Source organism: Caulobacter sp. SRI_008 (assembly GCF_057586355.1).
In genome coordinates this window covers 320,142-341,113 of record NZ_JBYCZS010000001.1, presented here as the reverse complement: position 1 = coordinate 341,113, position 20,972 = coordinate 320,142, and the positions used below count along the sequence as shown (strand labels likewise).

Genomic DNA, 20,972 nt, shown 5'->3' with positions numbered 1-20,972 from the left:
TCAGAACGCCACCGTCACGCCGCCATAGACCGAGCGGCCGTCGCCGGGCCACAGCACCGCGCTCGAGGCCGTCCACACCGTGGCGGCCTGGGTGTTGGAGACATAGGCCTTGTCGGTGAGGTTCCGGGCGTCGAGGAACAGCGAGACCTTGTCGGTGGCCTTCCAACCGGCGTTGAGGTTGAGGATCGCGTAGGCCGGCGCAGCCTTGGTGTTCTTGTAGTCGATCCACTGGTCGCTGGCCGACCACTCGACCGACGGGGCCACGAACCAGCCGCCCCGGCCGTCGTAGCGCACCTCGGCGCGATAGAAGTGCTCGGGCACGATCGGCAGGCGGTTGTCGCCGTACTGGGCGTCGCCGTCGAAGCGGAAGTCCGACCAGGTCCAGGTCTGGCGGATGCGCCAGCGCGGGGCCACGGCCCAGTCCAGCGCCGCCTCGATCCCTTGGTGGATGGTCTTGTCGGCGTTGAAGGTGGTGGCCGGGATCGTGCTGCTGACCGTGTACTGCAGCATCTCGTGCTTCAGGTTCGCGCGATAGAAGGTCAGGTCGTAGGTCAGCGGGCCGCGATGGCCGCGCGTCCCGACCTCGCCGGTCCAGGCCTCCTGCGCCTGCACCGGGGTGAAGCCGGCGTTGGTCGGGCTCATCGAACTGAAGTTCGGCGGCTCGACCGAGCGCGTGACGTTGGCGAACACCTGGTCGCCGGCCGAATTCTGCCAGAGCAGGCCGACGCGCGGCGAGAACCAGTCATAGGTCTTGTCGGCCGTCAGGTTGAAGGTCGTCGAGACGCCCGGCACGGCGAAGCTGACATAGTCGCGCTCGGCCCGGCCCCAGCTGGCGCCGCCGACCACGGCCAGCTGCTCGGTCACGAACAGGCGGCCTTCGCCGAACAGGTCCATGGCCTTGGCGTTCTGCTGGGTGCGCGAGGTCGGCGCCCCGTGGGCGCCGCGATTGTTGACGTAGAAGTTGGAGTCCATGTCGCCCTGGCGCCACCAGGCGCCGAAGAAGGCGTCGGCGCGCAGGCCGCCCAGCTGGCCGTCCCAGTCGAAGCGGCCGAAGGCGCCGTAGTTGCGGCTCTGCTGGTCGATGACCTGGAAGATCGGGTGGTCGAGGTCCTTCCACACCGCATAGACCGCGCCTTCGAACACCAGCTGCTCGTTCAGCCGCCAGCTGGTGCGCAGCGAGCCGCGCAGGCCGCGCTGGTTGCGGCCCTGGTCGGCGGCGGCGCTGGCGGCGGCGGTCTGGCGCGGATTGGCCTCGAACTGGGCCAGGGTCAGGGCGCCGGGGATCTCCTGATTGACGTTCGAGCCGTTGAGGATGAACCGCACCTCGCGGTCCTCGCCGAACGATCGGCCGACGTTCAGGCTGCCGAACTGGATGTTCTGCTGGCTTTGCGAGCGCCAGCCCTGGGCGGTCTGGTTGGTGGCGGCGGCGTAGACGTCCCAGTCGCCGGACTGGCGGGCCAGGGCGACGTGCTCGCGGATCAGGCCGTAGGAGCCGCCGTCGACGCGGAGCTGGGCGCCGTAGCCGGCGTCCTTGCCGGTGGGAGTGACCATGTTGATCGCCCCGCCCAGCAGGGCGCCGCCGAAGCGCAGGGCGTTGCCGCCGCGATAGACCTCGGCGTAGCGGGTGTTGAGCGGGTCGGCGACCTGGCTGTCGCCGTAGCCGTCGGCCTCGTTCAGCGGCACGCCGTCCTGGGCCAGCAGCAGGCCGCGGTTGTGGCTGGCGTTGCCGATCCCCGAACCGCGGATCGAGATGCGGATGTCGCCGCCCCACTTGCGCTGGGCGTAGACCCCGGGGGCGTCGCGCAGCACGTCGTCCAGGGCCAGCGACTGGCGGGAAGCGAAGGATTCCTGGGAGATCACCGACACCGCGCCCGGGGTTTCCGACAGGCGCCGGCGGGCGGCGGCCACGACGGCCGGCTCCTCGGGATTGGGACGGGCGGTGACGATGACCGACGAGACGTCGGTGTCCGCGTCGGCTGGAGCGGCGTCAGCGGCGAAGGCGGCGGGCGCGACGGCGAGCATGGCGGCGGACGCCAGCAAAAGGGACTTCATGGTGGTTTGTTCGTCCTTCGGCCGCGCACGGCGGCCGTGATGATCTGCGCGCGTCGCAAAGGACGCGCGGGCGCTAGCCGGCCGAATGCGGCCGGATCAGATCAGCAGGGACGGAGGGCCGGTGGCCGGCGGAGGCGGGGCGGCCAGGCCCCGGCCGGGAACGACGGTGCGGGCCAGCGCCGTGGGCGCTTCGGATTGCGTGGCGACCAGCGTCTCGGCGGCGAGCGCGATCTCGACCGGCGGCGCGGCCGGACCCTGGGTCGCGAACGGGCAGGGGCCGTCGTGATGCTGCTGCTTGCCGTCGTTCTGGTCGTGCTGCTGGTCGCCCTGGCGAGCGTCCAGCAGTTCTCCCGGCGAAACGGTCTTGGCCCCGTCGGCGGTGCAGAGCACCAGGGCGAAGGGCAGGCCGTTGCGGGCCTCGGCGCCCGGCATGAAGCCCGCCGGGATCAGCACCTTGAGCACGATCGCCAGCACCGCGAGCGCCATGAAGGCGTCGCGCGCAAGCCATCTCGCAAGGGTGTTCGGGCGGGTCACGCCGCAGTCATAGCCGAAACATCCTGGGTTGTCCCCCCAAGGGGGTTATGCGGAACGTCAGCGCGTGACCAGGTCGGCGACGACTGGGAAGTGGTCCGAGATCACCTTTCCCGAAGCGGTGTCGGTCAGGGTGGCGAAGCTGCGCACCGCCAGCCGGCGGTCGGCGAAAACGAAGTCGATCGGCGGCGCGGGCGGCGGGCTCGGCGAGAAGTCGTTGAACGTGCCTTCGGGTCCCGAAACCGTCGGGCTGACGGCGCGGGCGTCGACATAGGGGGCGTCGGGCGCGGTCAGCAGCCGGTGCGGGGCGTCGGCGGGGCCGCTGTTGAAGTCGCCCAGGGTCACCAGCAGCGCCCCCGGCCAGGCCGGCAGGTCGCGGATCTGGGCCGCGCAGCGCTCGCGGGAGACCGGGCCGCGGTGGTCGAGATGGGCGTTGCGCACGTCCAGCAGCGCACCGCTGGTCCGGTCGCGCAGCACCAGGCGGGTGAAGGTGCGCGGCAGGGCGGCGTCATAGGCCTTGCCCGGAACGTCCGGCGTCGGCGAGCACCACTGGGTCTGGGCCGAGACCTTCTCGAAGCGGTCGGCGCGCCAGAACACCGTCGTGCTCTCGCCGGCCGCTGCCCCGTCGTCGCGGCCGACGCCGTAGTGGTCGTAGCCGGGCAGGGCGCGCGCCAGGTCGTCGACCATCGGCAGCAGGGCCTCCTGCACGCCCAGCACGTCGGGCGCGACGCGGCGGATCTGCTCGCCCATCGGTCCTCGCCGGGCGCGCCAGTCGGGAACGTCGTCGGGATTGTCGTAGCGGATGTTGTAGCTCATCACCCGCAGCGCGCCCGCCTGGACGGCGGCGGGCGCAAGGACCAGCAGCAGGGCGGCGAGACCCAGAGCGCGCATCACGCGACCACCACGGTCGAACCGGCGAACATCGCCGCATAGGCTTCGTCGAGCGCCTGGTCGGTGACCAGGATGTCGACGTCGTCGGCGCTGGCGGTGCGGATCAGGCCCAGGCGGCCGAACTTGGTGTGGTCGGCGGCCAGCAGCACCCGGTCGGCGCAGCCATAGGCGATGCGGCTCATGGCGGCCTCGCGGGCGTGGCGGTCCATCAGGCCGTGGTCGGCGTGGATGGCGCTGACGGTCAGTATCGCCAGGTGCGGGGTGAACTGGGCGAGATAGGCCTGGGCCGCGTGGTCGGAAAAGGCCTTGTAGTCGTAGTCCAGCTCGCCGCCGGCCAGGAACAGGGTGTTGCCGTTGCGGCCGCCCAGGGTCTGGGCCACGGTCAGCGAGTTGGTGATCACCGTCAGGTCGCGGCGCACGCCGGCCAGCACCCGAGCCACGAAGCAGGCGGTGGTGCCGGCGTCGATGAAGATGGTGTCGCCGTCGCCGACGAAGCGGGCCGCCGCCTCGGCGATGCGGGTCTTCTCGGCGACGTTCTCCTGCAGGCGGCGGTCGAACGGCCCCTCTGCCGTGGCGGCGGCCAGGCGCACCGAGCCGTGGGTCCAGAGCACCGAGCCCTGGGCCTCCAGCACCCGCAGCTCGCGGCGGATGGTCTCCTCGGAGACCTCCAGTTCGTGGGCGATCTGGGCCAGGGCCCGGCTTTCGCCCGGACGCAGCCGGCTCAGGATCTCGCGCTGGCGGTCTTCGCGTTTCAAGCCTGGCTTCCTTCGATGCGATGGCTGAGAGGGATTATGTTGGGTTCGTGGGATTTGTGCGAGATAAATGTGAGATTGATGTGTCTGAACTTTGCGTTTTGTGAATTTTCCGCAGAATCGTCACAGAATCTTGTTGTGGCCCCCGTACTAGGCCCCCGTCGCCCGATGCGACGTCGAGAGGGGCCTCATGCAACGTTTCAACCTTTCGCGCCTTGCCGCGCCGCACCGCTTCAAGCGCGTCCTGCTGGCCAGCGCCGTCCTGGGCGCGGCCGTGGCCGCCGGGGCTCAGGCGCAAGCGGCCGAGACCGCCGCCGCCGATCCCACCGAGATCGACTCGGTGGTCATCGTCGCCAACCGCAACGACGCCGCCCAGGCGCAGCTGAAGTCCGCGACCGCGGTCTCGATGCTGTCGGCCGAGGACCTGGAGCACACGGCGGTGCACAACGTGGCCGAGGCCTTGGGCATGATGCCCAGCGTCAACGTCATGAACACTGGCTCGTCGTTCTTCGGCGGCATCGACGGCGCCTCGCGCGGCGAGGGCATGTTCGTCTCGATCCGCGGCATGAACGCCGAGTTCAACGTCAACATGATCAACGGCGTCAACGTGGCCCAGGGCATGCCCTACAGCCGCCAGGTGCAGCTCTCCCTGCTGCCGCCGTCGGGCCTGCACACCATCGTGCTCAACAAGACCTCGACCGCCGACATGGACGGCGACGCCATCGGCGGCACGGTCGACTTCCGCACGCCCTCGGCCTTCAACTTCCATAACGACTTCAATGGCTCGATGACCGCCTCGGGCCGCATCGAGAGCCGCGCCCGCGACTATGGCGACGAAGGCCTGGGCGGCGGCCTGTCGGCCGAGTGGGCCCATCGTTTCGGTCCGGACCAGACCTTCGGCGTCTACGCCAGCGCCTTCTACGACAAGCGCAGCTACGCCAACAGCGAGATGGCCGGCGTCATGGCCGCCACCAACGACGGCGGCTGGGGCTATCTGGTCAAGGACGCGGCCGGCAACAGCTATCCGGGCCTGGATCCCGAGAAGAACATCACCCAGACCGGCCTGAACGTCGGCGTCTCCAACGGCTACACCGAGCGCTGGGGCGGCAACTTCACGCTGGAATGGCGTCCGGACGACACGCTGAAGGCCTATCTGCGCGGCTCCTACGCCTTCGCCAAGACCGAGCAGAACTCCACGCTCAGCCAGTTCGTCAGCGCCAGCAAGAGCTACAAGGAAACCGTCGCCGGCAGCGGCCGCTACAATCTCAGCGTCGACGCGATCTCGACCCGCGTCTGGTACGAGACCAACCCCGAAGAGGCCGACCTCGGCACGGTGCAGCTGGGCTTCGACAAGACCCTGGGCGCCTGGACCCTGTCGCCGCAGGTCTTCTACAGCGAGGGCGACAACGACCGCCCCGACCACATCGAGGCCTCGGTCCGCATCAACCAGAGCGACAAGTACAACAGCGGCTCCAACCTGGCCTATGGCGGCCTGTCGATGGGCTATTCCGACAACCTGCCCCAGCCGCTGTTCACCCAGGCCATCTATGACACCCTCAACAACGCCAACACCGCGCTTCTCGCGCGCCGCGCCGGCCAGCTGACCGAGCAGTACAGCGGCCAGGAGAAGTACGGCTTCAAGTTCGACGCCAAGCGGGTGTTCGAGGGCGGCGCGCTGCAGTGGATCAAGCTGGGCGGCAAGTACGTCGACAGCCACCGCCGGGTGACCAACCGCGACTGGACCAACGACCACTTCGCCAACCTGCTGGGCCAGGCCGGCGTCACCTGGGCCAGCCTGGGCATCGCCACCGGCTATTACGACCAGGTGTTCCCGGGTGAGTACGCTTGGCGCGTGCCGAAGGTGAACCACCAGGCGCTGGTCGACTACTTCTACAAGTACAAGACGGCCGCCAGCTTCGACACCTGCGGGTCGAACTTCGTCAACAACATGAACTGCAACACCCAGAAGGGCGACGAGGCGGTGGCCTCGGTCTATGCCATGGCCAACTACCGCTTCGGCGACGTCGAGGTGGTTCCGGGCCTGCGCTACGAGCACACCAAGATCGACAACACCTACTGGGTGATCCCGACCACCAGCGCCGGCGAGCAGACTGGTTCGTGGGGCTTCAACAGCACCGAGTACAACGAGGTGCTGCCCAGCGTGTTCGTCACCTGGCGCCCCAGTGACGCGAGCGTCTATCGCGGCTCGGTGTGGACGTCCTACACCCGCCCGGCCTTCGTCCAACTGGCCGGCGGCGAGCGCCGCCAGGTCGGCGACGACGGCAACGTCACCATCACCCGGGGCAATCCCGACCTGAAGCCGATCCGCGCCATCAACCTCGACCTGTCGGGGGAATGGAGCAGCGGCAAGGGCGGCTACGCCATGGTCGGCGCCTTCTACAAGCGCCTGTCGGACTACATGTACGACAACGGCTCCAGCTCGGTGAACTCCGACACCTACACCGAGGGCAAGACCACCATCAGCCAGCCGACCAACGGCGGCGACGGCGACGTCTACGGCCTGGAACTGCAACTGCGCCAGAAGTTCACCGACCTGCCGGGCCTGCTCAGCGGCCTGGGCGCCGGCGTCAACGTCACCCGCCAGTGGACCAGCGTCGACCTGGGCGACGGGATCGACAACCGCATCCAGAACGCCCCCGACTGGCTGGCCGACGCCCAACTGTTCTACCAGCGCGGCGGCCTGAGCGTGGACCTGATCTACCACTACACCGGCGCGTACCTCGCCTCGTACGACGTGCTCGATCAGGCCGGCCAGTGGGACAACCTGTGGGTCCGTCCGCTACGCAGCGTCGACCTGCACGTCGGCTACGCCTTCGACAACGGCTTCAAGGTCGATCTGTCGGTGGCCAACCTGCTGAAGGACTACAGCTACTGGTCGCACATCGGCGAGCACAGCCTGGCCCTGTCGGACGTGGTCGACTCCGGCCGCACCACCCTGCTGACCTTCAAGAAGACCTTCTAGGCGACAAGACCTTCCAGGCGTCGCCGTTCCCCAGACGCCTGGAACCAGGCCCGCCGGACGCCTCCCGTCCGGCGGGCCGATCTCCAAAGCTCCGCAAAGGCCGACCCGCCGTCGCGGCGGCGTCATCGAAACATGAAAGATAGTCCGCTCGCGGACTCGACGAGGTGGTTCCCATGGCTCTTTCCCGCAGGCTCTTCCTCGGCGCGGCCGCCACCAGCCTGGCCTTCTCCGGCTTTTCCGCGCGCGCCCAGGACGAGGCGCCGGAGCTGGAGACCTATCTCAACCAGGTCGAGGGCTACGGCCCGCTGATCCCCGATCCCAAGGGCATGCTCGACCTGCCCAAGGGCTTCCGCTACCGCGTCATCGCCCAGGTCGGCGAGACCATGAGCGACGGCCTGCTGGTGCCGGGCAAGGGCGACGGCATGGGCTGCTTCGGCGTCGACGCCGATCGGGTGCTGCTGGTGCGCAACCACGAGCTTTCGGTCACCGACCACGACTGTGGCCCCTACGGCCTGGGCATGCGCTACGTCGACAAGGTGGATCGCAGCAAGGTCTGGGACTTCCACAACGGCGACCTGCCGCTGGCCGGCGGCACGACCACCCAGCTCTACAATCTGCGGACCGGCCAGACCGAGCGCCAGCACCTGAGCCTGGCCGGCACGATCATCAACTGCTGCGGCGGCGTCACGCCCTGGGGCTCGTGGCTGAGCTGCGAGGAGACCACGCTCGACGCCGGCCTCGAGGTCGGCAAGAGCCACGGCTACGTCTTCGAGGTGCCCAGCGCCCATCTCGGCCTGGTCGAGCCGGTGGCCCTGACCGCCATGGGCCGCTTCCAGCACGAGGCCGCCTGCATCGATCCGCGCACCGGCGTGGTCTACATGACCGAGGACGTGGCCGACGGCCTGTTCTACCGCTTCCTGCCCAACGACCGCAGGAACCTTGCGGCCGGCGGGCGTCTCCAGGCCCTGGGCCTGGTCGAGGCTCCCGAAGGCGGCGACACCCGCAACCAGGTTGAGAAGTCGTATCCGCCGCGTAGCTGGAAGACCGTGCGCTGGATCGACCTCGACGGCGTCGACAATCCGCACGACGACATCCGCCGCCGGGGCCACAAGGCGGGCGCGGCGATCTTCTGCCGGGGCGAGGGGCTCTATTTCGGCCAGGGCGAGCTCTATTTCGCCTGCACCTCGGGCGGGCCGATCGGGGCGGGACAGCTGTTCCGCTACGTACCCAGCGCCCTCGAGGGCCAGGCCGGCGAGAAGGACCAGCCGGGCCGCCTGCAGCTCTTCGTGGAAAGTGGCAACGGCCGCGTGCTCGACTACGCCGACAACCTGGTGGTCGCCCCGTGGGGCCACGTCATCGTCTGCGAGGACCGCTATTCGGAGACCCTGCGCAATCACCTGCGCGGCGTGACCCCCGAGGGCAAGGTCTACACGCTGGGCCGCAACGTCTTCCCGGGCAATTCCGAACTGGCCGGCGCCTGCTTCTCGCCCGACGGGACCACGCTGTTCGTCAACATCCAGAACCCGGGGATCACGGTGGCGATCTCGGGGCCGTGGGCCTCGGCGAAGGTGTAGGCAGGGTCGGCATTCACCGGCCTTGGCTCATTTTCCACCGAGCATCCCCGCGAAGGCGGGGACCCAAACCGAGCCTGCGGGTGATCCACGGCCGGGCCTCTTCCTGACAGCCAGCTTGGATCCCCGCCTTCGCGGGGATGCTCGGATTTGAAGATCGCGAACGGCTGAATGTCGGTCTGTCTTGGAGACAAGAAAAAGGGGCGGCTGGATCAGCCGCCCCTTTCCAATTGCATTCGCTTAAGGCCCAGGCCTCAGGCGATGTCTATGCGGTAGCTTTCGATGACCGTGTTGGCCAGCAGCTTCTCGCACATGGCCTTGACCTCGGTCTTGGCGGCCTCGGCGTCGGTCGCATCGAGGTCGAACTCGATGACGCGGCCGACGCGGGCGTCCTTCACCGACGGCCAGCCCAGGCCATGCAGGGCGTTCTCGACGGCCTTGCCTTGGACGTCGAGCACGCCGGGCTTCAGGAACACGTGGACAGTGGCTTTCAACGCAAAATCTCCCCAGCGGCGCCCGGCGCCGCGACGCCTCCCGTCAGGGAGGCGTCCTGACTGATTTAGTGCACGCCGCCTTGGATGACGGTGGGCATTTCCTTCATGATGCCGAGGCGGCGGGCCACTTCGGTATAGCTCTCGATGACGTTGCCGAGGTCGCGACGGAAGCGGTCCTTGTCCAGCTTCTCGTTGGTGGCGGCGTCCCACAGGCGGCAGCTGTCGGGGCTGATCTCGTCGGCCAGGATGATCCGCGAGAAGTCGCCCTCATAGATGCGGCCGAATTCGATCTTGAAGTCCACCAGCGTGATGCCGACGCCGCTGAACAGGCCCGACAGGTAGTCGTTCACCCGCAGGGCCATGGCCATCATGTCGTCGATCTCCTGGGTGGCGGCCCAGTTGAACGCGGTGATGTGCTCTTCCGACACCATCGGGTCGTTGAGCTTGTCTTCCTTGTAGTAGAACTCGATGATCGAGCGCGGCAGCGGCTGGCCCTCGGTCAGGCCCAGGCGCGTGGCGATCGAGCCGGCGGCGATGTTGCGCACGACGACTTCCAGCGGAATGATCTCGACTTCCTTGATCAGCTGCTCGCGCAGGTTCAGGCGGCGGATGAAGTGGTTCTGCACGCCGATCGAATTCAGGCGAGTCATGACGTACTCGCTGATCCGGTTGTTGATGACGCCCTTGCCTTCGAGCTGGGCCTTCTTCTCGCCGTTGAAGGCGGTGGCGTCGTCCTTGAAGTACTGGATCAGCGTGCCGGGCTCGGGGCCCTCGTACAGGATCTTGGCCTTGCCTTCGTAGATCTTCTTGCGACGGGTCATGGCTCTCGTCGAGGCCCTTCCTGCGAATAAGCGCGCCGCCCTAGCCCGGTAAGGACTCCTGGAGAAACGAAAAGCGCGCGCGGCGGATAGCTGCGCGCGGCGTTCGACTCAAGGCCGCTCACTGAAAAATGTCTGTTGGAACCTACTCGAACGCGGCCTTTGGCGCAAACGTGGCCTGCCATCGTGGTAAACCTTCGCCCTGCGGCGACGCGGGCGATTGCCCCCCGCCTCGCCACGGGATATGGAGCCGCCACAAGAACCACTTCGCCTCGCGGACACCCTATGTTCGCACGGGACGAAACCGATCTACTCTCTTACACTGGATCGCCGCTCTACCGCCCTGGGTTGCAACCCATCGGCGGAGGCGTTTCGGAAAACTTGGGGCTTTCATGACGACCTTCGACGACCGCGAGCAGGCTTTCGAACGCAAGTTCGCGAACGACCAGGAGCTGGAGTTCAAGGCCACCGCCCGCCGTAACCGCCTGGTCGGCGAATGGGCCGCCGGCCTGATGGGCCTCGCCACGGTCGAGGAATACGCCCGCGCCGTGGTGAAGTCCGACTTCGAACAGCCGGGCGACGACGACGTGGTCCGCAAGGTCTTCGAAGACCTGAAGGGCTCGGGCGTGGCCGTGTCCGAAGGCGAAGTCCGCATGAAGATGGCCGAGCTGCTGGCCTTCGCCCGCGAGCAGATCCGCTCGGGCGAATAAGCCGCGCCGCCTTCCGGGGCGAAAAACCCGGGGCGAGCAAAAACGAAGAGGCCCGGCCCGGTTCGCACCGGCCGGGCCTTTTCTTTTGCGCTATCGCCGTTCTGTGAAAATGAACACCTTAAGGTTGTCGAAAATCTGAAATCGTCCTCAGGCTTTATCGGGCAGTGAATTCGCCCGTCAGGCGCATCGTCGAAAGACGGGGCGGCGACCAAGCGACCGTCCCGCTAACCCGGAGGACGACACATGGCTGACGACGTCGGCAACCTGCACTCCCAAACCACCGAAATCAGCCCGGTCGGGCTTTATCTGGTCAAGCTCGTGGTCGGTAACGTCGGCACGCCCGGCGCCCCGATCGTCAGCTTGGCCCTGACCGTCGACGCGCCCTCGGGCCATGTCAGCGGCATCGCCGAGATCAACCAGGCGATCATCGGCGGCCAGCACCGCTTCCCGGTGCAGGGCAACATCTACCACACGGGCCTCGGTCAGGATCAGCTGCTGGTCGCGCTGCACGGCCAGTTCGTGGCCAGCGTGCCGCCGCCCGCCATCGGCGCGTTCCTGGTGCAGTTCCGCGCCGGCCTCGTGGTCGACAAGAGCTGGAACGGCCACGGCGGCTTCGACTACCTCAACACCCACGTCGACAACGTGCCGGTGAAGAACGTCGGCTGAGGTCGGCGATGAGACGAGGCCCGGTCCGGCGTTGCGCCGGCCGGGCCTTTTCTATTCGTGGACCGGCGTTGTGCGAAATCGCACGGCGCGTCCGGTGATGCGGCCATAGGTTCGCGGCCGAACGTCGGGGCGGGGCAGGGGCCGCCGCACGCGTTCGGGGGAAACGAAATGGCGGACGACGTCGAGGTGTGCGGCGAAGCGGCGGTTGCGGTCCAACTGGTCGTCGGGCGGCTGGGCATGCCCGGCGCGCCGATCCTGCGGCTGGAGCTGCAGATCGACGGCGCCGGCGTCAATGGCGTGGCCGAGATCAATCAGGCGGTGATCGGCGGCCGGCATCGGTTCGAGGTGGCGGGCGAGGTCGGCCCGGCCGAGCAGGGCCGGCAGATCTCGCTGAGCGGCCAGTTCACGCCCGCCGGCCAGCCGCCGGCCGATTTCACCGCCGTGCTGTCGGTCGGCGACGACTGGAGCGGGACGGGCCGGTTCGACTACCTCCAGACCCACGTCCAGAACGTGCCCGTGAAGGTCGAGGGGTAGGCGTCCAAGATCCTCCCCCTGTGGGGGAGGTGGCGCGAAGCGCCGGAGGGGGGCGTTTTCAGCTTCCGAAGCGCTGCCGATATCGCAACGGTTTCCCCCTCCGTCGGCTGCGCCGACACCTCCCCCTTCAGGGGGAGGGTTCTAGAGCCACGCCCTCAGGCCCAGCCAGGCCTCGCGCTTTGCCTCGAACCCCATCGCCGCATAGGCCGGACTGGACGAGGGCAGGGGGACCAGGGCCAGGCCCGATCCGGCCAGTAAACGCTCCCCCGCCTTGGCCGCCGTCCCGCCGTTGAAGGCCACGGCCCGCAGGCGGGGCAGGCTGGCCACAAGGCCCAGCAGGTCGTTGTTGGCGGCGTCCTTGATCGCGGCGTCCAGGCTGCCTGGCCGCACCGCCTCGGCATGGACGTCCCAAAGGCCCACGCCCGCCGCCAGCAGGGTCGCGAGGCGCTCGTCATAGGGCAGGGAAGCGAGGTCGCGGTCGATCGCCGCGCCGATCAGCCGCCAGAAGCCGTTGCGGGGATGGCCGTAGTATTGCGCGGCCGCCAGCGAGGCGTCGCCGGGCAGGCTGCCTAGCACCAGCAGGCGCACATCGGGATCGACGACCGGCGGAAAGCCGCGCTTGCGTTCGCCGGGGGAGGGCGCTTGCGTCACCCCGCCCGAGGCGCGCCCGACGGCGGGCTGTCCTTCAGCCAGCCGGTCACCATCAGCCGCGGCGCGCCGGCATAGGGCGCGACGGGGGCCACCGAATGCTGGCGGGGCACCTTGAAGATGGTCATCACGTTGAAGGCCGGGGCGAAGCCGCGCTCGATGTCGCCCTCGGCGTCGTGGAACAGCAGCTGGCCGCCCCAGTCGCTGCGCCATTCGCGCGTCAGGCTGATGGTGTAGGCCGCCCGCCGGTCGCCCTCGCCGGTGTCGTCGTGACGCGTGAGAAAGTCACCGGGGCGGTAGAGCGTGGCCTGGGCGTCGAGCTTGGTGATGCCGGTCTCGCCGATCACCGCCGCCCCGAAGGCGATCATCTCGGGGCTGTTGAGGAAGTCGGTCAGGTCGTGGATCGGGTGACCCTTGTCGCGCCCGTTCAGATAGGCGCTGATCATCGGATAGCCGAGATAGACATAGGCGAAGCCGTTGCGGGCCCGCAGGGTGGCGGCCTTCAGCTTCTCGCCGACCCCGGCCGCGCCCAGCCTCTGGATCGTCGCCCGGTCCAGCACCTCGGCCTTGCCGGTCTCGGTGGAGCAGATGACGTCCCAGTTCATGCCTTGTTCGAGCATGCGCGCCAGGACGTCGGCCGTGGCCGGCTCGAAGATGCCGGGGATCCGCACCACGCCGTCGCGAGCATAGGCGGCCGCGAAGGCCGCCGGATCCAGCGCCGGGTTCAGACGAAGGATCGGCGGCTCGCTCAAACGGTTCAGGCCTGTTCGCCGAAGACGCGCTTGAAGATCACGTCGACGTTCTTGGTGTGGTAGCCGAAGTCGAACAGCTCCTCGAGTTCGGCGTCGGTCAGGGCCTTGGAGACCACCGGGTCGGCCTTGAGGAAGTCGAGGAAGCGGCCTTCGCCGCGCCACACCTTCATGGCGTTGCCCTGCACGGCGGCGTAGGCGTCTTCGCGCGACACGTCCTTGTGCGTCAGGGCCAGCATGACCCGCTGCGAGAACACCAGGCCCCCGAGCTTGTCGAGGTTCTTGGCCATGTTGTCGGGATAGATGTTGAAGCGCTCGATCACGCCGGCCAGGCGGCGCAGGGCGAAGTCGAGGTGGATGGTGGCGTCCGGACCGATGCCGCGCTCGACCGACGAGTGGCTGATGTCGCGCTCGTGCCAGAGGGCGACGTTCTCCATGGCCGGCACCACGGCCGAGCGGACCAGGCGAGCCAGGCCCGTCAGGTTCTCGGTCAGGATCGGGTTGCGCTTGTGCGGCATGGCCGACGAGCCCTTCTGGCCCGGATCGAACGGCTCTTCGGCTTCGAGCACTTCGGTGCGCTGCAGGTGACGGATCTCGGTGGCCAGGCGCTCGATCGACGAGGCCACGACGCCGAGGGCGGCGAAATAGGCGGCGTGACGGTCGCGCGGGATCACCTGGGTCGAGACCGGCTCGACGGCCAGGCCCATCTTGTCGGCCACGTGCTGTTCGACGCGCGGGTCGACATTGGCGAAGGTGCCGACGGCGCCCGAGATCGCGCAGGTGGCGATCTCGAACTTGGCCATCGCCAGGCGCTCCTTGGCGCGCTGGAACTCGGCGTAGTAGCCGGCCAGCTTCAGGCCGAAGGTGATCGGCTCGGCGTGGATGCCGTGGCTGCGGCCGACGCAGACGGTCATCTTGTGCTCGAGCGCGCGGCGCTTGAGGGCGGCGAGAACGAGGTCGACGCCGTCCAGCAGCAGGTCGGTGGCGCGCGACAGCTGCACGGCGAAACAGGTGTCCAGCACGTCCGAGCTGGTCATGCCCTGGTGCAGGAAGCGGGCCTCGGGGCCGACGATTTCCGACACGTGGGTCAGGAAGGCGATGACGTCATGCTTGGTGACGCGCTCGATCTCGTCGATGCGGTCGCTGTCCCAGACCGCGTTGCGGCCCTTTTCCCAGATCGTCTCGGCGGCGAGCTTGGGGATGACCCCCAGTTCGGCCATGGCGTCGGCGGCATGGGCCTCGATCTCGAACCAGATCTTGTACTTGGTCTGGCTGGACCAGATGGCGGCGGCTTCGGGGCGGGCGTAGCGGCTGATCATGGGGCCGGGGTTTCGTCGCGTGGGGCCGCGGAGTCAAGGGAAGCGGGTTATTACTTAGGTCCAGCGTCCCTCTCCCCTTGCGCGAGAGGGCGGCCTGCGAAGCAGGTCGGGCGAGGGGTCTCTCAAACCTATCGGCCGCGAAAGCCGAACGACCGGGTGCGGCGGCCGAGATCTGAGAGACCCCTCATCCGTCGACTTCGTCGACACCCTCTCCCGCAAGGGGAGAAGGATCGTTTCTAGCCCCGCGACTTCATGTGCTTGACCATGCCGATCGCCGCCAGGGCGTAGTGCACGCCGGCCCAGGCGTAGAAGCACAGGGTGACGATGATCCCCTGCTGGGTGGCGCGGGCCATGGCCGCGCCGCAGGCCTTGGCGGCCTCGATCGGTGCGCCCTTGGGCGCGATCCCGCCAGGGCAGGCGTTCGCGAAGTCGATGGCGCCGGGCGAGAACATGCCGCCGAGGGCGCCGAAGATGCCGCCGGCCTGCGGATGGTTGAAGTGGAAGCCGGCCAGGTGGTCGATCAGCCAGCCGGTGAACACCGGGCCGCCGCCCAGGGCGATCAGGTTGAGGAAGAAGAACAGCAGGGCCGTGGCCGTGGCCCGCCGGCGGGGCTCCACCGAGTTCTGCACCACCCCGAAGGTCGGGGCCAGGTAGGTGTAGTGGAAGATGCCGGGGACCAGCAGGATCAGCGCCATCGTCTTCCAGTCGGGCTGCAGGTAGGCGACGATGTAGATCGGGGTGGCGACCAGCAGGCCGATGGCCGGGACCAGGGCGTACCACTTGGCGCTCCTCCTGCCCGCCCAGTCGGTCAGGAAGCCGCCGACCAGGGTGCCGATGCCGGCCGAGAAGCCGGCGATCAGGCCGACGATCAGACCCACCTGCGCCAGGTTCAGCCCGAAGCCGCGCACCAGATAGGGCGGCAGGAACGCGCCGGAGCCATAGGAGCCGAACGAGGCCAGGGTGACGCCCAGCATCATGTGCAGGACGGGCCACTTGCCGAACAGCACGGCCATCACCGCGCCCAGTTCCCGGAATTCGCCGGCCAGGGAGAAGGGCGGCTTGGCCGGCTCCACCACGACGTCTTCGGCTTCGAGCGGCCGTTCCTTGATCTCAGAATGGCCGCGCGGCGGCTCCTTGACGATCAGCTTGACCAGCAGGGCCAGCAGGATGCCGGGCAGGCCGACGATGACGAAGGCCACCCGCCAGCTGAAGGTCTGGGCCAGCCAGCCGCCGAGGATGGCGCCGAACATCGTGCCCAGCGGAATGCCGAACGAATAGATCGACAGGGCCGAGGCGCGGCTCTTGGGCTCGTAATAGTCGCTGATCAGCGAGTGGCTGGGCGGCGAGCAGCCGGCCTCGCCGACGCCGACCCCGAAGCGGTAGAGCGCCAGCTGGGCGAAGCTGGCCGCGCTGCCGCACAGCGCGGTGAAGCCCGACCAGATGACCAGCGAGAGCGAGATGATCGACACCCGGTTCCAGCGCTCGGCCAGGCGGGCGATCGGAATACCGAGGATGGTGTAGAGCAGGGCGAAATAGAGCCCGCCCAGAAGGCCCAGCTGGGTGTCGGAGAGGTGCAGGTCGACCTTGATGGCCTGGCCGATGGTGGCGATGATCGTGCGGTCGATGAAGTTGAAGGTGTAGGTCGCCAGCAGCAGCGCCAGCACCGAGGCCTTGTAGCCCTTGGAATAGAGCGGCGCCTCGCCGTAGCCCTTGGAATAGGGCGGCGTCTCGCCGCCTGGCGCACGCGCCTGGCCCATCCTGACTCTCTCCCTTCAAACGTTTGTTCTATTTGCGAGGACTGTGACCCAACGGCAGGACGAGCGCCACCCTCTTTTCGAAGCTTCGGAATGGTGGCGGCTTTGCGGCGCGGGGATGAACCCCAGACAACGAACGGGGAGCGGGGACGTTCAGGAAGGCGAGCGCCTACTCGGGTCACACAAGGCCGCTCGAACGGCCGCCGCGTCGGAGGTCTCCCATGCAAGCCGCCCGCCCGATCCGTCAGGAAACGCCCGTCCCTTCGGCCAAGCTCATCTCCCTGGCCGAGTTCAACCACGCCCGTTCGATGCGGGCCCTCGAGCGCTGGGACACGAGCGTGCCCGCCGATCCGTATCCCTTCGCCTACTGCTTCCCGCGGTCCTGAAAGACCCTTCTCCCCTTGCGGGAGAAGGTGGCGGCCGAAGGCCGACGGATGAGGGGTCTCTCAGACATCCGACATCGCGCCCGGCCTGACCGCTGCACGCGGCTTTGAGATCTGAGAGACCCCTCACCCGACCTCCCTCCGGGAGGCCACCCTCTCCCGCAAGGGGAGAGGGATCAGGTGTTCCGCTTTCGCGGGGATTTTACGGGAGGAAGGCCGGCTCAGCGGAAGCTGAAAACGGCCCCCCTCCGGCCCTTCGGGCCACCTCTCCCAGAGGGGGAGGATTTGGGGATCTACCCCACCATGTCCTCGCGGATCGTCTTTCGCGCCGCCCAGAACAGGGCGAAGGCCGCTAGGCCGAACATCGTCGAGACGATCAGCGCCCAGCGCACGCCCTGGGCTTCGCCCAGGCCGACCGGGCCGGCCAGGATGTCGCTGAGCGCGCCGACGGCGACGGGGCCGAGGCCAAGGCCGATCAGGTTGATCACGAACAGCAGCACGGCCGAGGCCGTGGCCCGCATGGCCGGCGGCACGATGCTCTGGGTGGTCGCATAGACCGGTCCGTACCACAGCGTGCCCAGCAGCATCGGCACGGCCAGGATCAGGATCGCCGCGCCCACGGCGTTCAGGCTGACCACGGCGATGTAGAAGGGCAGGGTGGCGAGCGAGGCGATGGCCGGCACGGTGACGTAGGCCCGCACGTCCTTGGCCCCCAGGCGGTCGGCCAGCTGTCCGCCCAGCCAGGCGCCGATGACGCCGGCCGTGCCGCCGATCAGGCCGAGCGAGAGCCCCAGGAAACCCGCCGACTTCAGGCCGAACTGAGCGGCCAGGGCTGCGATGTCGGCCCCGTGCACGCGGAAGAAGTAGGAGGCGATGAACGGCGCCTGGCCGTAGCCGACGAAGGCCTTCACCGAGGCGGCGAAGGCCACCAGCCAGAAGGTCTTCTTGGCCATCAGCACCGCCAGGGCCGCGCCGAAGCCGATCGGCTGGGCGGCGCGGGCGGCCAGGTCCTGGGCCAGGCGCTTGCGGGGCTCGACCAGGGTGAAGGCCGCGATCAGGGCGAAGACCACGCCCGGCGCGCCGGCGATCATGAAAGCCACGCGCCAGCCGTAGGCGTCGGCGACCAGACCGCCCATGGCCATGCCGGCCAGGGTGCCCAGCGGCGTGCCGATCGAATAGAAGGCGATGGCGCTGGCCCGCTTTTCCTTGGGCACGTAGTCGGTGATCAGCGAGTGGGCCGGCGGGGTGCAGCCGGCCTCGCCGACGCCCACCCCAATGCGGGCCGCGATCAGCTGCCAGACATTCTGGGCCAGGCCGCACAGCAGGGTGAAGGCGCTCCAGGCCAGGATCGAGACGGCGATGATCCGCGGCCGGTTCCGGCGCTCGGCCAGCCGCGCGATCGGTATGCCCAGCACCGTGTAGAAGATCGCGAAGGCCAGGCCCGTCATCATGCCCAGCTGCCAGTCGGCCAGGCCCAGGTCGCGCTTGATCGGCTCGGCTAGGATATTGACCACCTGCCGGTCGAGGAAGTTCAGCGTGTAGATGATCAGCAGCACCCAGAGGGCGTAGCGGCGATAGCCGCTCGACACGGGCGCGATCACCGGTGACGGGGTCGCCGTCTCCGCCATGGGCGTTCCTCCTCGAACAGTTGTTCTAATCGTTGAGGCGACTGTAGACGCGGGGTAAGCGAGAAGACCAGACGGCATCGCACAGGAGACCCTCATGGAACTCGTCATCGGCACCAAGAAGTGGTCGACCTGGTCGCTGCGCCCCTGGCTGGTGCTCAAGCGCGCCGGCGTCTCGTTCAGGGAGACGGTGATCCCGCTGCGCCAGGCCGAGGTCACCGACGCCGAGATCGCCAAGCACTCGCCCAGCAAGCTGATCCCGGTGCTCAAGGACGGCGACCTGACGGTCTGGGACTCGCTGGCGATCTGCGAATATCTGGCGGAGAAGTATCCCGAGGCAAAGCTGTGGCCGGCCGATCCGGAACTGCGCGCCCTGGCCCGCTCGGCGGCGGCTGAGATGCATTCGGGCTTCACCTCGCTGCGCGGCGAGTGCCCGATGGACCTGGGCGTCATCAAGCACGCCGACCTCTCGGAGGCCACCCAGAAGGACATCCGCAAGATCGTCGAGCGCTGGAACCAGCTCCTGAAGCGCTCGGGCGGGCCGTTCCTGCTGGGCGAATGGTCGATCGCCGACGCCTTCTACACCCCGGTCGCCACCCGCTTCCGCACCTATGGCGTCCACCTGTCCGACTACGGCGACGTCGGCACGGCGGGGGCCTATTGCGAGCGCCTGCTGGAGACGCCGGAGTTCCTGGCCTGGGAAGCCGAGGCCTAGGCTTCCGGGAACATGTGCAGGTAGGGCCCGGCTTCCTCCAGCGTCCGCGCGTAGGAGGGGCGGGCCTTCAGCCGCGCCAGATAGGCGGCCGCGTAGGGCCGGTCGGCCGCCAGCGGCATGATCTTGTCGGCATAGAACAGGGCCGGGGCGGCGGCGCAGTCGGCCAGGCTGAAGGCCTCGCCGGCGGCCCAGGCGCGGTCGGCCATCTCGCGCTCGACGATGTCGAGGCCGCGGGCCAGATCGGCGCGGGCCGCGGCCAGGCCGTGCGGGTCCTTGGCGTCGGCCGGGCGGATGCGGTCGGCCACCACCTTCTGCATCGGCACGTGCACCGATAGGTCGAAGAACCGGTCCTTGGCGCGCACGTCCAGGGCGGCGTCCGGATCCTCGGGGATCAGGCGCACGGCGACCGGATGATGGATCTGCAGATATTCGATCAGGATCGAGCTTTCGGGCACGACCCGGCCGCGCCCGGCGTCCTCCAGCACCGGCATCCTCGCCATGGGCCACAGCGCCCGGAACGCCGCCGCCGAGGTCGGGTCGCCGAAGTCGACCATCCGCTGCTCGAAGGGCAGGCCGAACTCGTAGAGGGCGATCAGCGCCTTGTGGCAGAACGACGAGAGCGGGTGGGCGTGCAGGATCAGCGCCATGCGGTGGTTTCCTCCGTTTGGTCCTCTCCTGCGGAGAGGCCCCCTCCGGCCCTTTGGGCCACCTCCCCCAGAGGGGGAGGATCTAGCTAAGCAGATGCTCCCCCTCTGGGGGAGCTGTCGCGGAGCGACTGAGGGGGTTTTTACAGCCCGAACGCCTTCAGCAGCCGATCCGCCGCCGCCGAGGCGGGGAGGTCGCCGGCGCGGACGGCGGCTTCGGTCTCGCCGACCAGGGCCGCCACGGCCGGGGCGGCGCGGAAGGCCTCGGCCAGGCGGTCGTTGACCATCGCCCACATCCAGCGGCCGTCCTGGTCGGCGCGGCGGGCGGCCCGGGCGCCGTTGGCGGTCATCACCTCGCGATGGCGCTCGACCTGACCCCACAGCAGGTCGAGGCCGGCGCCGGTCAGGCCCGAGACGGTCAGCACCGGCGGCGTCCAGTCGCGATGGGCGGGCGTCAGGATATGCAGGGCGTTGCGATAGTCGCGGGCCGAGCGCTCGGCCCTGGCCGGATCGGCGTCGGCCTTGTTGATGACCAGCAGGTCGGCCAGCTCGATCAGGCCCTTCTTGATGCCCTGCAGCTCGTCGCCGCCGCCGGGGATCAGCAGGGCCACGAAGATGTCGACCATGTCGGCGACAACGGTCTCGGACTGGCCCACGCCCACGGTCTCGACGATCACCACGTCGAAGCCGGCGGCCTCGCACAGCAGCATGGCCTCGCGGGTCTTGCGCGCCACGCCGCCCAGGGCGCCGCCGGACGGGGAGGGGCGGATGAAGGCGTCGGGATCGACGCTCAGCCGTTCCATCCGCGTCTTGTCGCCGAGGATCGAGCCGCCGTGGCGACCGGACGACGGATCGACCGCCAGCACCGCCACGCGATGGCCGGCGGCGGTCAGGGCGCAGCCGAGGCTTTCGATGGTGGTCGACTTGCCTGCGCCCGGCACGCCGGTGATCCCGACCCGCTGGGCCTTGCCGGTGCGCGGCATCAGGCGTTGCAGCAGGTCGCGTGCGGCGGCCTGGTGATCGGCGCGGCGGCTCTCGACCAGGGTGATGGCGCGGGCCAGGGCCGCGCGCTCGCCGGCGACGAGGCGGTCGGCCAGATCGGCGATGTCGAGAACGGGCGGGCTCACCCCGCC

At 68.7% G+C, this 20,972-nt stretch carries 20 protein-coding genes; 7 read left to right on the top strand and 13 right to left on the bottom strand.

The window, feature by feature from the left end; genetic code table 11:
• From AC2YHT_RS01580 to AC2YHT_RS01565, 4 genes are all read right to left on the bottom strand, one after another.
• On the bottom strand, nucleotides 1-2,052 hold the full coding sequence (locus AC2YHT_RS01580) for a TonB-dependent receptor family protein (protein ID WP_487287842.1): 2,052 nt from the start codon (nucleotides 2,050-2,052) through the stop codon (nucleotides 1-3).
• Nucleotides 2,053-2,148: 96 nt separating this feature from the next.
• Nucleotides 2,149-2,538: a DUF2946 family protein gene (locus AC2YHT_RS01575; RefSeq protein WP_487287841.1), complete on the bottom strand. Its 390-nt coding sequence runs from the start codon at nucleotides 2,536-2,538 to the stop codon at nucleotides 2,149-2,151.
• Between the two features lie 105 nt (nucleotides 2,539-2,643).
• Nucleotides 2,644-3,474 (bottom strand): endonuclease/exonuclease/phosphatase family protein, encoded by an 831-nt coding sequence (locus AC2YHT_RS01570; RefSeq protein ID WP_487287840.1) that lies wholly within the window; start codon nucleotides 3,472-3,474, stop codon nucleotides 2,644-2,646.
• Nucleotides 3,474-4,229, bottom strand: coding sequence for a DeoR/GlpR family DNA-binding transcription regulator (locus tag AC2YHT_RS01565; protein ID WP_487287839.1), 756 nt, complete (start codon nucleotides 4,227-4,229; stop codon nucleotides 3,474-3,476). The genes AC2YHT_RS01570 and AC2YHT_RS01565 overlap by 1 nt, the downstream gene beginning before the upstream one ends.
• A gap of 187 nt (nucleotides 4,230-4,416) precedes the next feature.
• On the opposite strand from AC2YHT_RS01565, the gene AC2YHT_RS01560 reads away from it, so the two are divergent.
• Together AC2YHT_RS01560 and AC2YHT_RS01555 are read left to right on the top strand one after the other, a co-directional pair.
• On the top strand, nucleotides 4,417-7,209 hold the full coding sequence (locus tag AC2YHT_RS01560) for a TonB-dependent receptor (protein WP_487287838.1): 2,793 nt from the start codon (nucleotides 4,417-4,419) through the stop codon (nucleotides 7,207-7,209).
• Between the two features lie 173 nt (nucleotides 7,210-7,382).
• Nucleotides 7,383-8,783: an alkaline phosphatase PhoX gene (locus AC2YHT_RS01555; RefSeq protein ID WP_487287837.1), complete on the top strand. Its 1,401-nt coding sequence runs from the start codon at nucleotides 7,383-7,385 to the stop codon at nucleotides 8,781-8,783.
• Nucleotides 8,784-9,034: 251 nt separating this feature from the next.
• Here the strand turns inward: AC2YHT_RS01555 and purS are convergent, their stop codons facing one another.
• Nucleotides 9,035-9,274 carry a phosphoribosylformylglycinamidine synthase subunit PurS gene (purS, locus tag AC2YHT_RS01550; protein WP_110121476.1) on the bottom strand — a complete coding sequence of 80 codons (240 nt, stop codon included), beginning with the start codon at nucleotides 9,272-9,274 and terminating at the stop codon, nucleotides 9,035-9,037.
• A 65-nt stretch (nucleotides 9,275-9,339) separates the two neighbouring features.
• Nucleotides 9,340-10,095, bottom strand: a complete 756-nt coding sequence (purC, locus tag AC2YHT_RS01545; protein WP_110121475.1) for a phosphoribosylaminoimidazolesuccinocarboxamide synthase — start codon at nucleotides 10,093-10,095, stop codon at nucleotides 9,340-9,342.
• A 389-nt stretch (nucleotides 10,096-10,484) separates the two neighbouring features.
• On the opposite strand from purC, the gene AC2YHT_RS01540 reads away from it, so the two are divergent.
• The 3 genes from AC2YHT_RS01540 (at nucleotide 10,485) to AC2YHT_RS01530 (ending at nucleotide 12,002) form a co-directional block, all read left to right on the top strand.
• Entirely contained in the window at nucleotides 10,485-10,802 is a 318-nt protein-coding gene (locus tag AC2YHT_RS01540; protein WP_110121474.1) for a DUF1476 domain-containing protein, read from the top strand.
• Nucleotides 10,803-11,045: 243 nt separating this feature from the next.
• A complete protein-coding gene (locus tag AC2YHT_RS01535; protein WP_487287836.1) occupies nucleotides 11,046-11,468 on the top strand; it encodes a DUF1842 domain-containing protein in 423 nt (140 codons plus the stop codon).
• A gap of 168 nt (nucleotides 11,469-11,636) precedes the next feature.
• The gene (locus tag AC2YHT_RS01530) at nucleotides 11,637-12,002 is read left to right on the top strand and encodes a DUF1842 domain-containing protein (RefSeq protein ID WP_487287835.1); all 366 of its coding nucleotides are present in this window, start codon (nucleotides 11,637-11,639) and stop codon (nucleotides 12,000-12,002) included.
• 141 nt (nucleotides 12,003-12,143) lie between these two features.
• On the opposite strand, the gene AC2YHT_RS01525 is transcribed toward AC2YHT_RS01530, so the two are convergent.
• The 4 genes from AC2YHT_RS01525 to AC2YHT_RS01510 all read right to left on the bottom strand — a co-directional run bounded on the left by AC2YHT_RS01525 (nucleotide 12,144) and on the right by AC2YHT_RS01510 (nucleotide 16,475).
• Nucleotides 12,144-12,653, bottom strand: a complete 510-nt coding sequence (locus tag AC2YHT_RS01525) for a DNA-deoxyinosine glycosylase (RefSeq protein WP_487287834.1) — start codon at nucleotides 12,651-12,653, stop codon at nucleotides 12,144-12,146.
• The gene (locus AC2YHT_RS01520; RefSeq protein WP_487287833.1) at nucleotides 12,650-13,402 is read right to left on the bottom strand and encodes a 2OG-Fe(II) oxygenase; all 753 of its coding nucleotides are present in this window, start codon (nucleotides 13,400-13,402) and stop codon (nucleotides 12,650-12,652) included. The genes AC2YHT_RS01525 and AC2YHT_RS01520 overlap by 4 nt, the downstream gene beginning before the upstream one ends.
• Nucleotides 13,403-13,407: 5 nt before the next feature.
• Complete coding sequence (purB, locus tag AC2YHT_RS01515; RefSeq protein ID WP_487287832.1) at nucleotides 13,408-14,718, bottom strand: adenylosuccinate lyase; 1,311 nt, start codon at nucleotides 14,716-14,718, stop codon at nucleotides 13,408-13,410.
• A 236-nt stretch (nucleotides 14,719-14,954) separates the two neighbouring features.
• A complete protein-coding gene (locus AC2YHT_RS01510) occupies nucleotides 14,955-16,475 on the bottom strand; it encodes a spinster family MFS transporter (protein ID WP_487287831.1) in 1,521 nt (506 codons plus the stop codon).
• A 218-nt stretch (nucleotides 16,476-16,693) separates the two neighbouring features.
• On the opposite strand from AC2YHT_RS01510, the gene AC2YHT_RS01505 reads away from it, so the two are divergent.
• Nucleotides 16,694-16,858, top strand: coding sequence for a hypothetical protein (locus tag AC2YHT_RS01505; protein WP_487287830.1), 165 nt, complete (start codon nucleotides 16,694-16,696; stop codon nucleotides 16,856-16,858).
• 290 nt (nucleotides 16,859-17,148) lie between these two features.
• Here AC2YHT_RS01505 and AC2YHT_RS01500 read toward each other — a convergent pair whose 3' ends face one another.
• Nucleotides 17,149-18,483 carry a spinster family MFS transporter gene (locus AC2YHT_RS01500; protein WP_487287829.1) on the bottom strand — a complete coding sequence of 445 codons (1,335 nt, stop codon included), beginning with the start codon at nucleotides 18,481-18,483 and terminating at the stop codon, nucleotides 17,149-17,151.
• Nucleotides 18,484-18,577: 94 nt separating this feature from the next.
• On the opposite strand from AC2YHT_RS01500, the gene AC2YHT_RS01495 reads away from it, so the two are divergent.
• Nucleotides 18,578-19,195, top strand: coding sequence for a glutathione S-transferase family protein (locus tag AC2YHT_RS01495; RefSeq protein ID WP_487287828.1), 618 nt, complete (start codon nucleotides 18,578-18,580; stop codon nucleotides 19,193-19,195).
• Here AC2YHT_RS01495 and AC2YHT_RS01490 read toward each other — a convergent pair.
• Nucleotides 19,192-19,842 carry a glutathione S-transferase family protein gene (locus tag AC2YHT_RS01490; RefSeq protein ID WP_487287827.1) on the bottom strand — a complete coding sequence of 217 codons (651 nt, stop codon included), beginning with the start codon at nucleotides 19,840-19,842 and terminating at the stop codon, nucleotides 19,192-19,194. The two genes, AC2YHT_RS01495 and AC2YHT_RS01490, sit on opposite strands and share 4 nt — an antisense overlap.
• Nucleotides 19,843-19,982: 140 nt before the next feature.
• Nucleotides 19,983-20,966, bottom strand: coding sequence for a methylmalonyl Co-A mutase-associated GTPase MeaB (meaB, locus tag AC2YHT_RS01485; RefSeq protein ID WP_487287826.1), 984 nt, complete (start codon nucleotides 20,964-20,966; stop codon nucleotides 19,983-19,985).
• Between the last annotated feature and the right edge of the window lie 6 nt (nucleotides 20,967-20,972).

Bases quoted from the DNA above. Each gene is read 5' to 3' on its own strand.
- AC2YHT_RS01580 (WP_487287842.1), bottom strand. From the start codon at position 2,052: ATGAAGTCCCTTTTGCTGGCGTCCGCCGCCATGCTCGCCGTCGCGCCC.
- AC2YHT_RS01575 (WP_487287841.1), bottom strand. From the start codon at position 2,538: ATGGCGCTCGCGGTGCTGGCGATCGTGCTCAAGGTGCTGATCCCGGCG.
- AC2YHT_RS01570 (WP_487287840.1), bottom strand. From the start codon at position 3,474: ATGCGCGCTCTGGGTCTCGCCGCCCTGCTGCTGGTCCTTGCGCCCGCC.
- AC2YHT_RS01560 (WP_487287838.1), top strand. From the start codon at position 4,417: ATGCAACGTTTCAACCTTTCGCGCCTTGCCGCGCCGCACCGCTTCAAG.
- AC2YHT_RS01555 (WP_487287837.1), top strand. From the start codon at position 7,383: ATGGCTCTTTCCCGCAGGCTCTTCCTCGGCGCGGCCGCCACCAGCCTG.
- purC (WP_110121475.1), bottom strand. From the start codon at position 10,095: ATGACCCGTCGCAAGAAGATCTACGAAGGCAAGGCCAAGATCCTGTAC.
- AC2YHT_RS01540 (WP_110121474.1), top strand. From the start codon at position 10,485: ATGACGACCTTCGACGACCGCGAGCAGGCTTTCGAACGCAAGTTCGCG.
- AC2YHT_RS01535 (WP_487287836.1), top strand. From the start codon at position 11,046: ATGGCTGACGACGTCGGCAACCTGCACTCCCAAACCACCGAAATCAGC.
- AC2YHT_RS01530 (WP_487287835.1), top strand. From the start codon at position 11,637: ATGGCGGACGACGTCGAGGTGTGCGGCGAAGCGGCGGTTGCGGTCCAA.
- purB (WP_487287832.1), bottom strand. From the start codon at position 14,718: ATGATCAGCCGCTACGCCCGCCCCGAAGCCGCCGCCATCTGGTCCAGC.
- AC2YHT_RS01510 (WP_487287831.1), bottom strand. From the start codon at position 16,475: ATGGGCCAGGCGCGTGCGCCAGGCGGCGAGACGCCGCCCTATTCCAAG.
- AC2YHT_RS01505 (WP_487287830.1), top strand. From the start codon at position 16,694: ATGCAAGCCGCCCGCCCGATCCGTCAGGAAACGCCCGTCCCTTCGGCC.
- AC2YHT_RS01500 (WP_487287829.1), bottom strand. From the start codon at position 18,483: ATGGCGGAGACGGCGACCCCGTCACCGGTGATCGCGCCCGTGTCGAGC.
- AC2YHT_RS01495 (WP_487287828.1), top strand. From the start codon at position 18,578: ATGGAACTCGTCATCGGCACCAAGAAGTGGTCGACCTGGTCGCTGCGC.
- AC2YHT_RS01490 (WP_487287827.1), bottom strand. From the start codon at position 19,842: ATGGCGCTGATCCTGCACGCCCACCCGCTCTCGTCGTTCTGCCACAAG.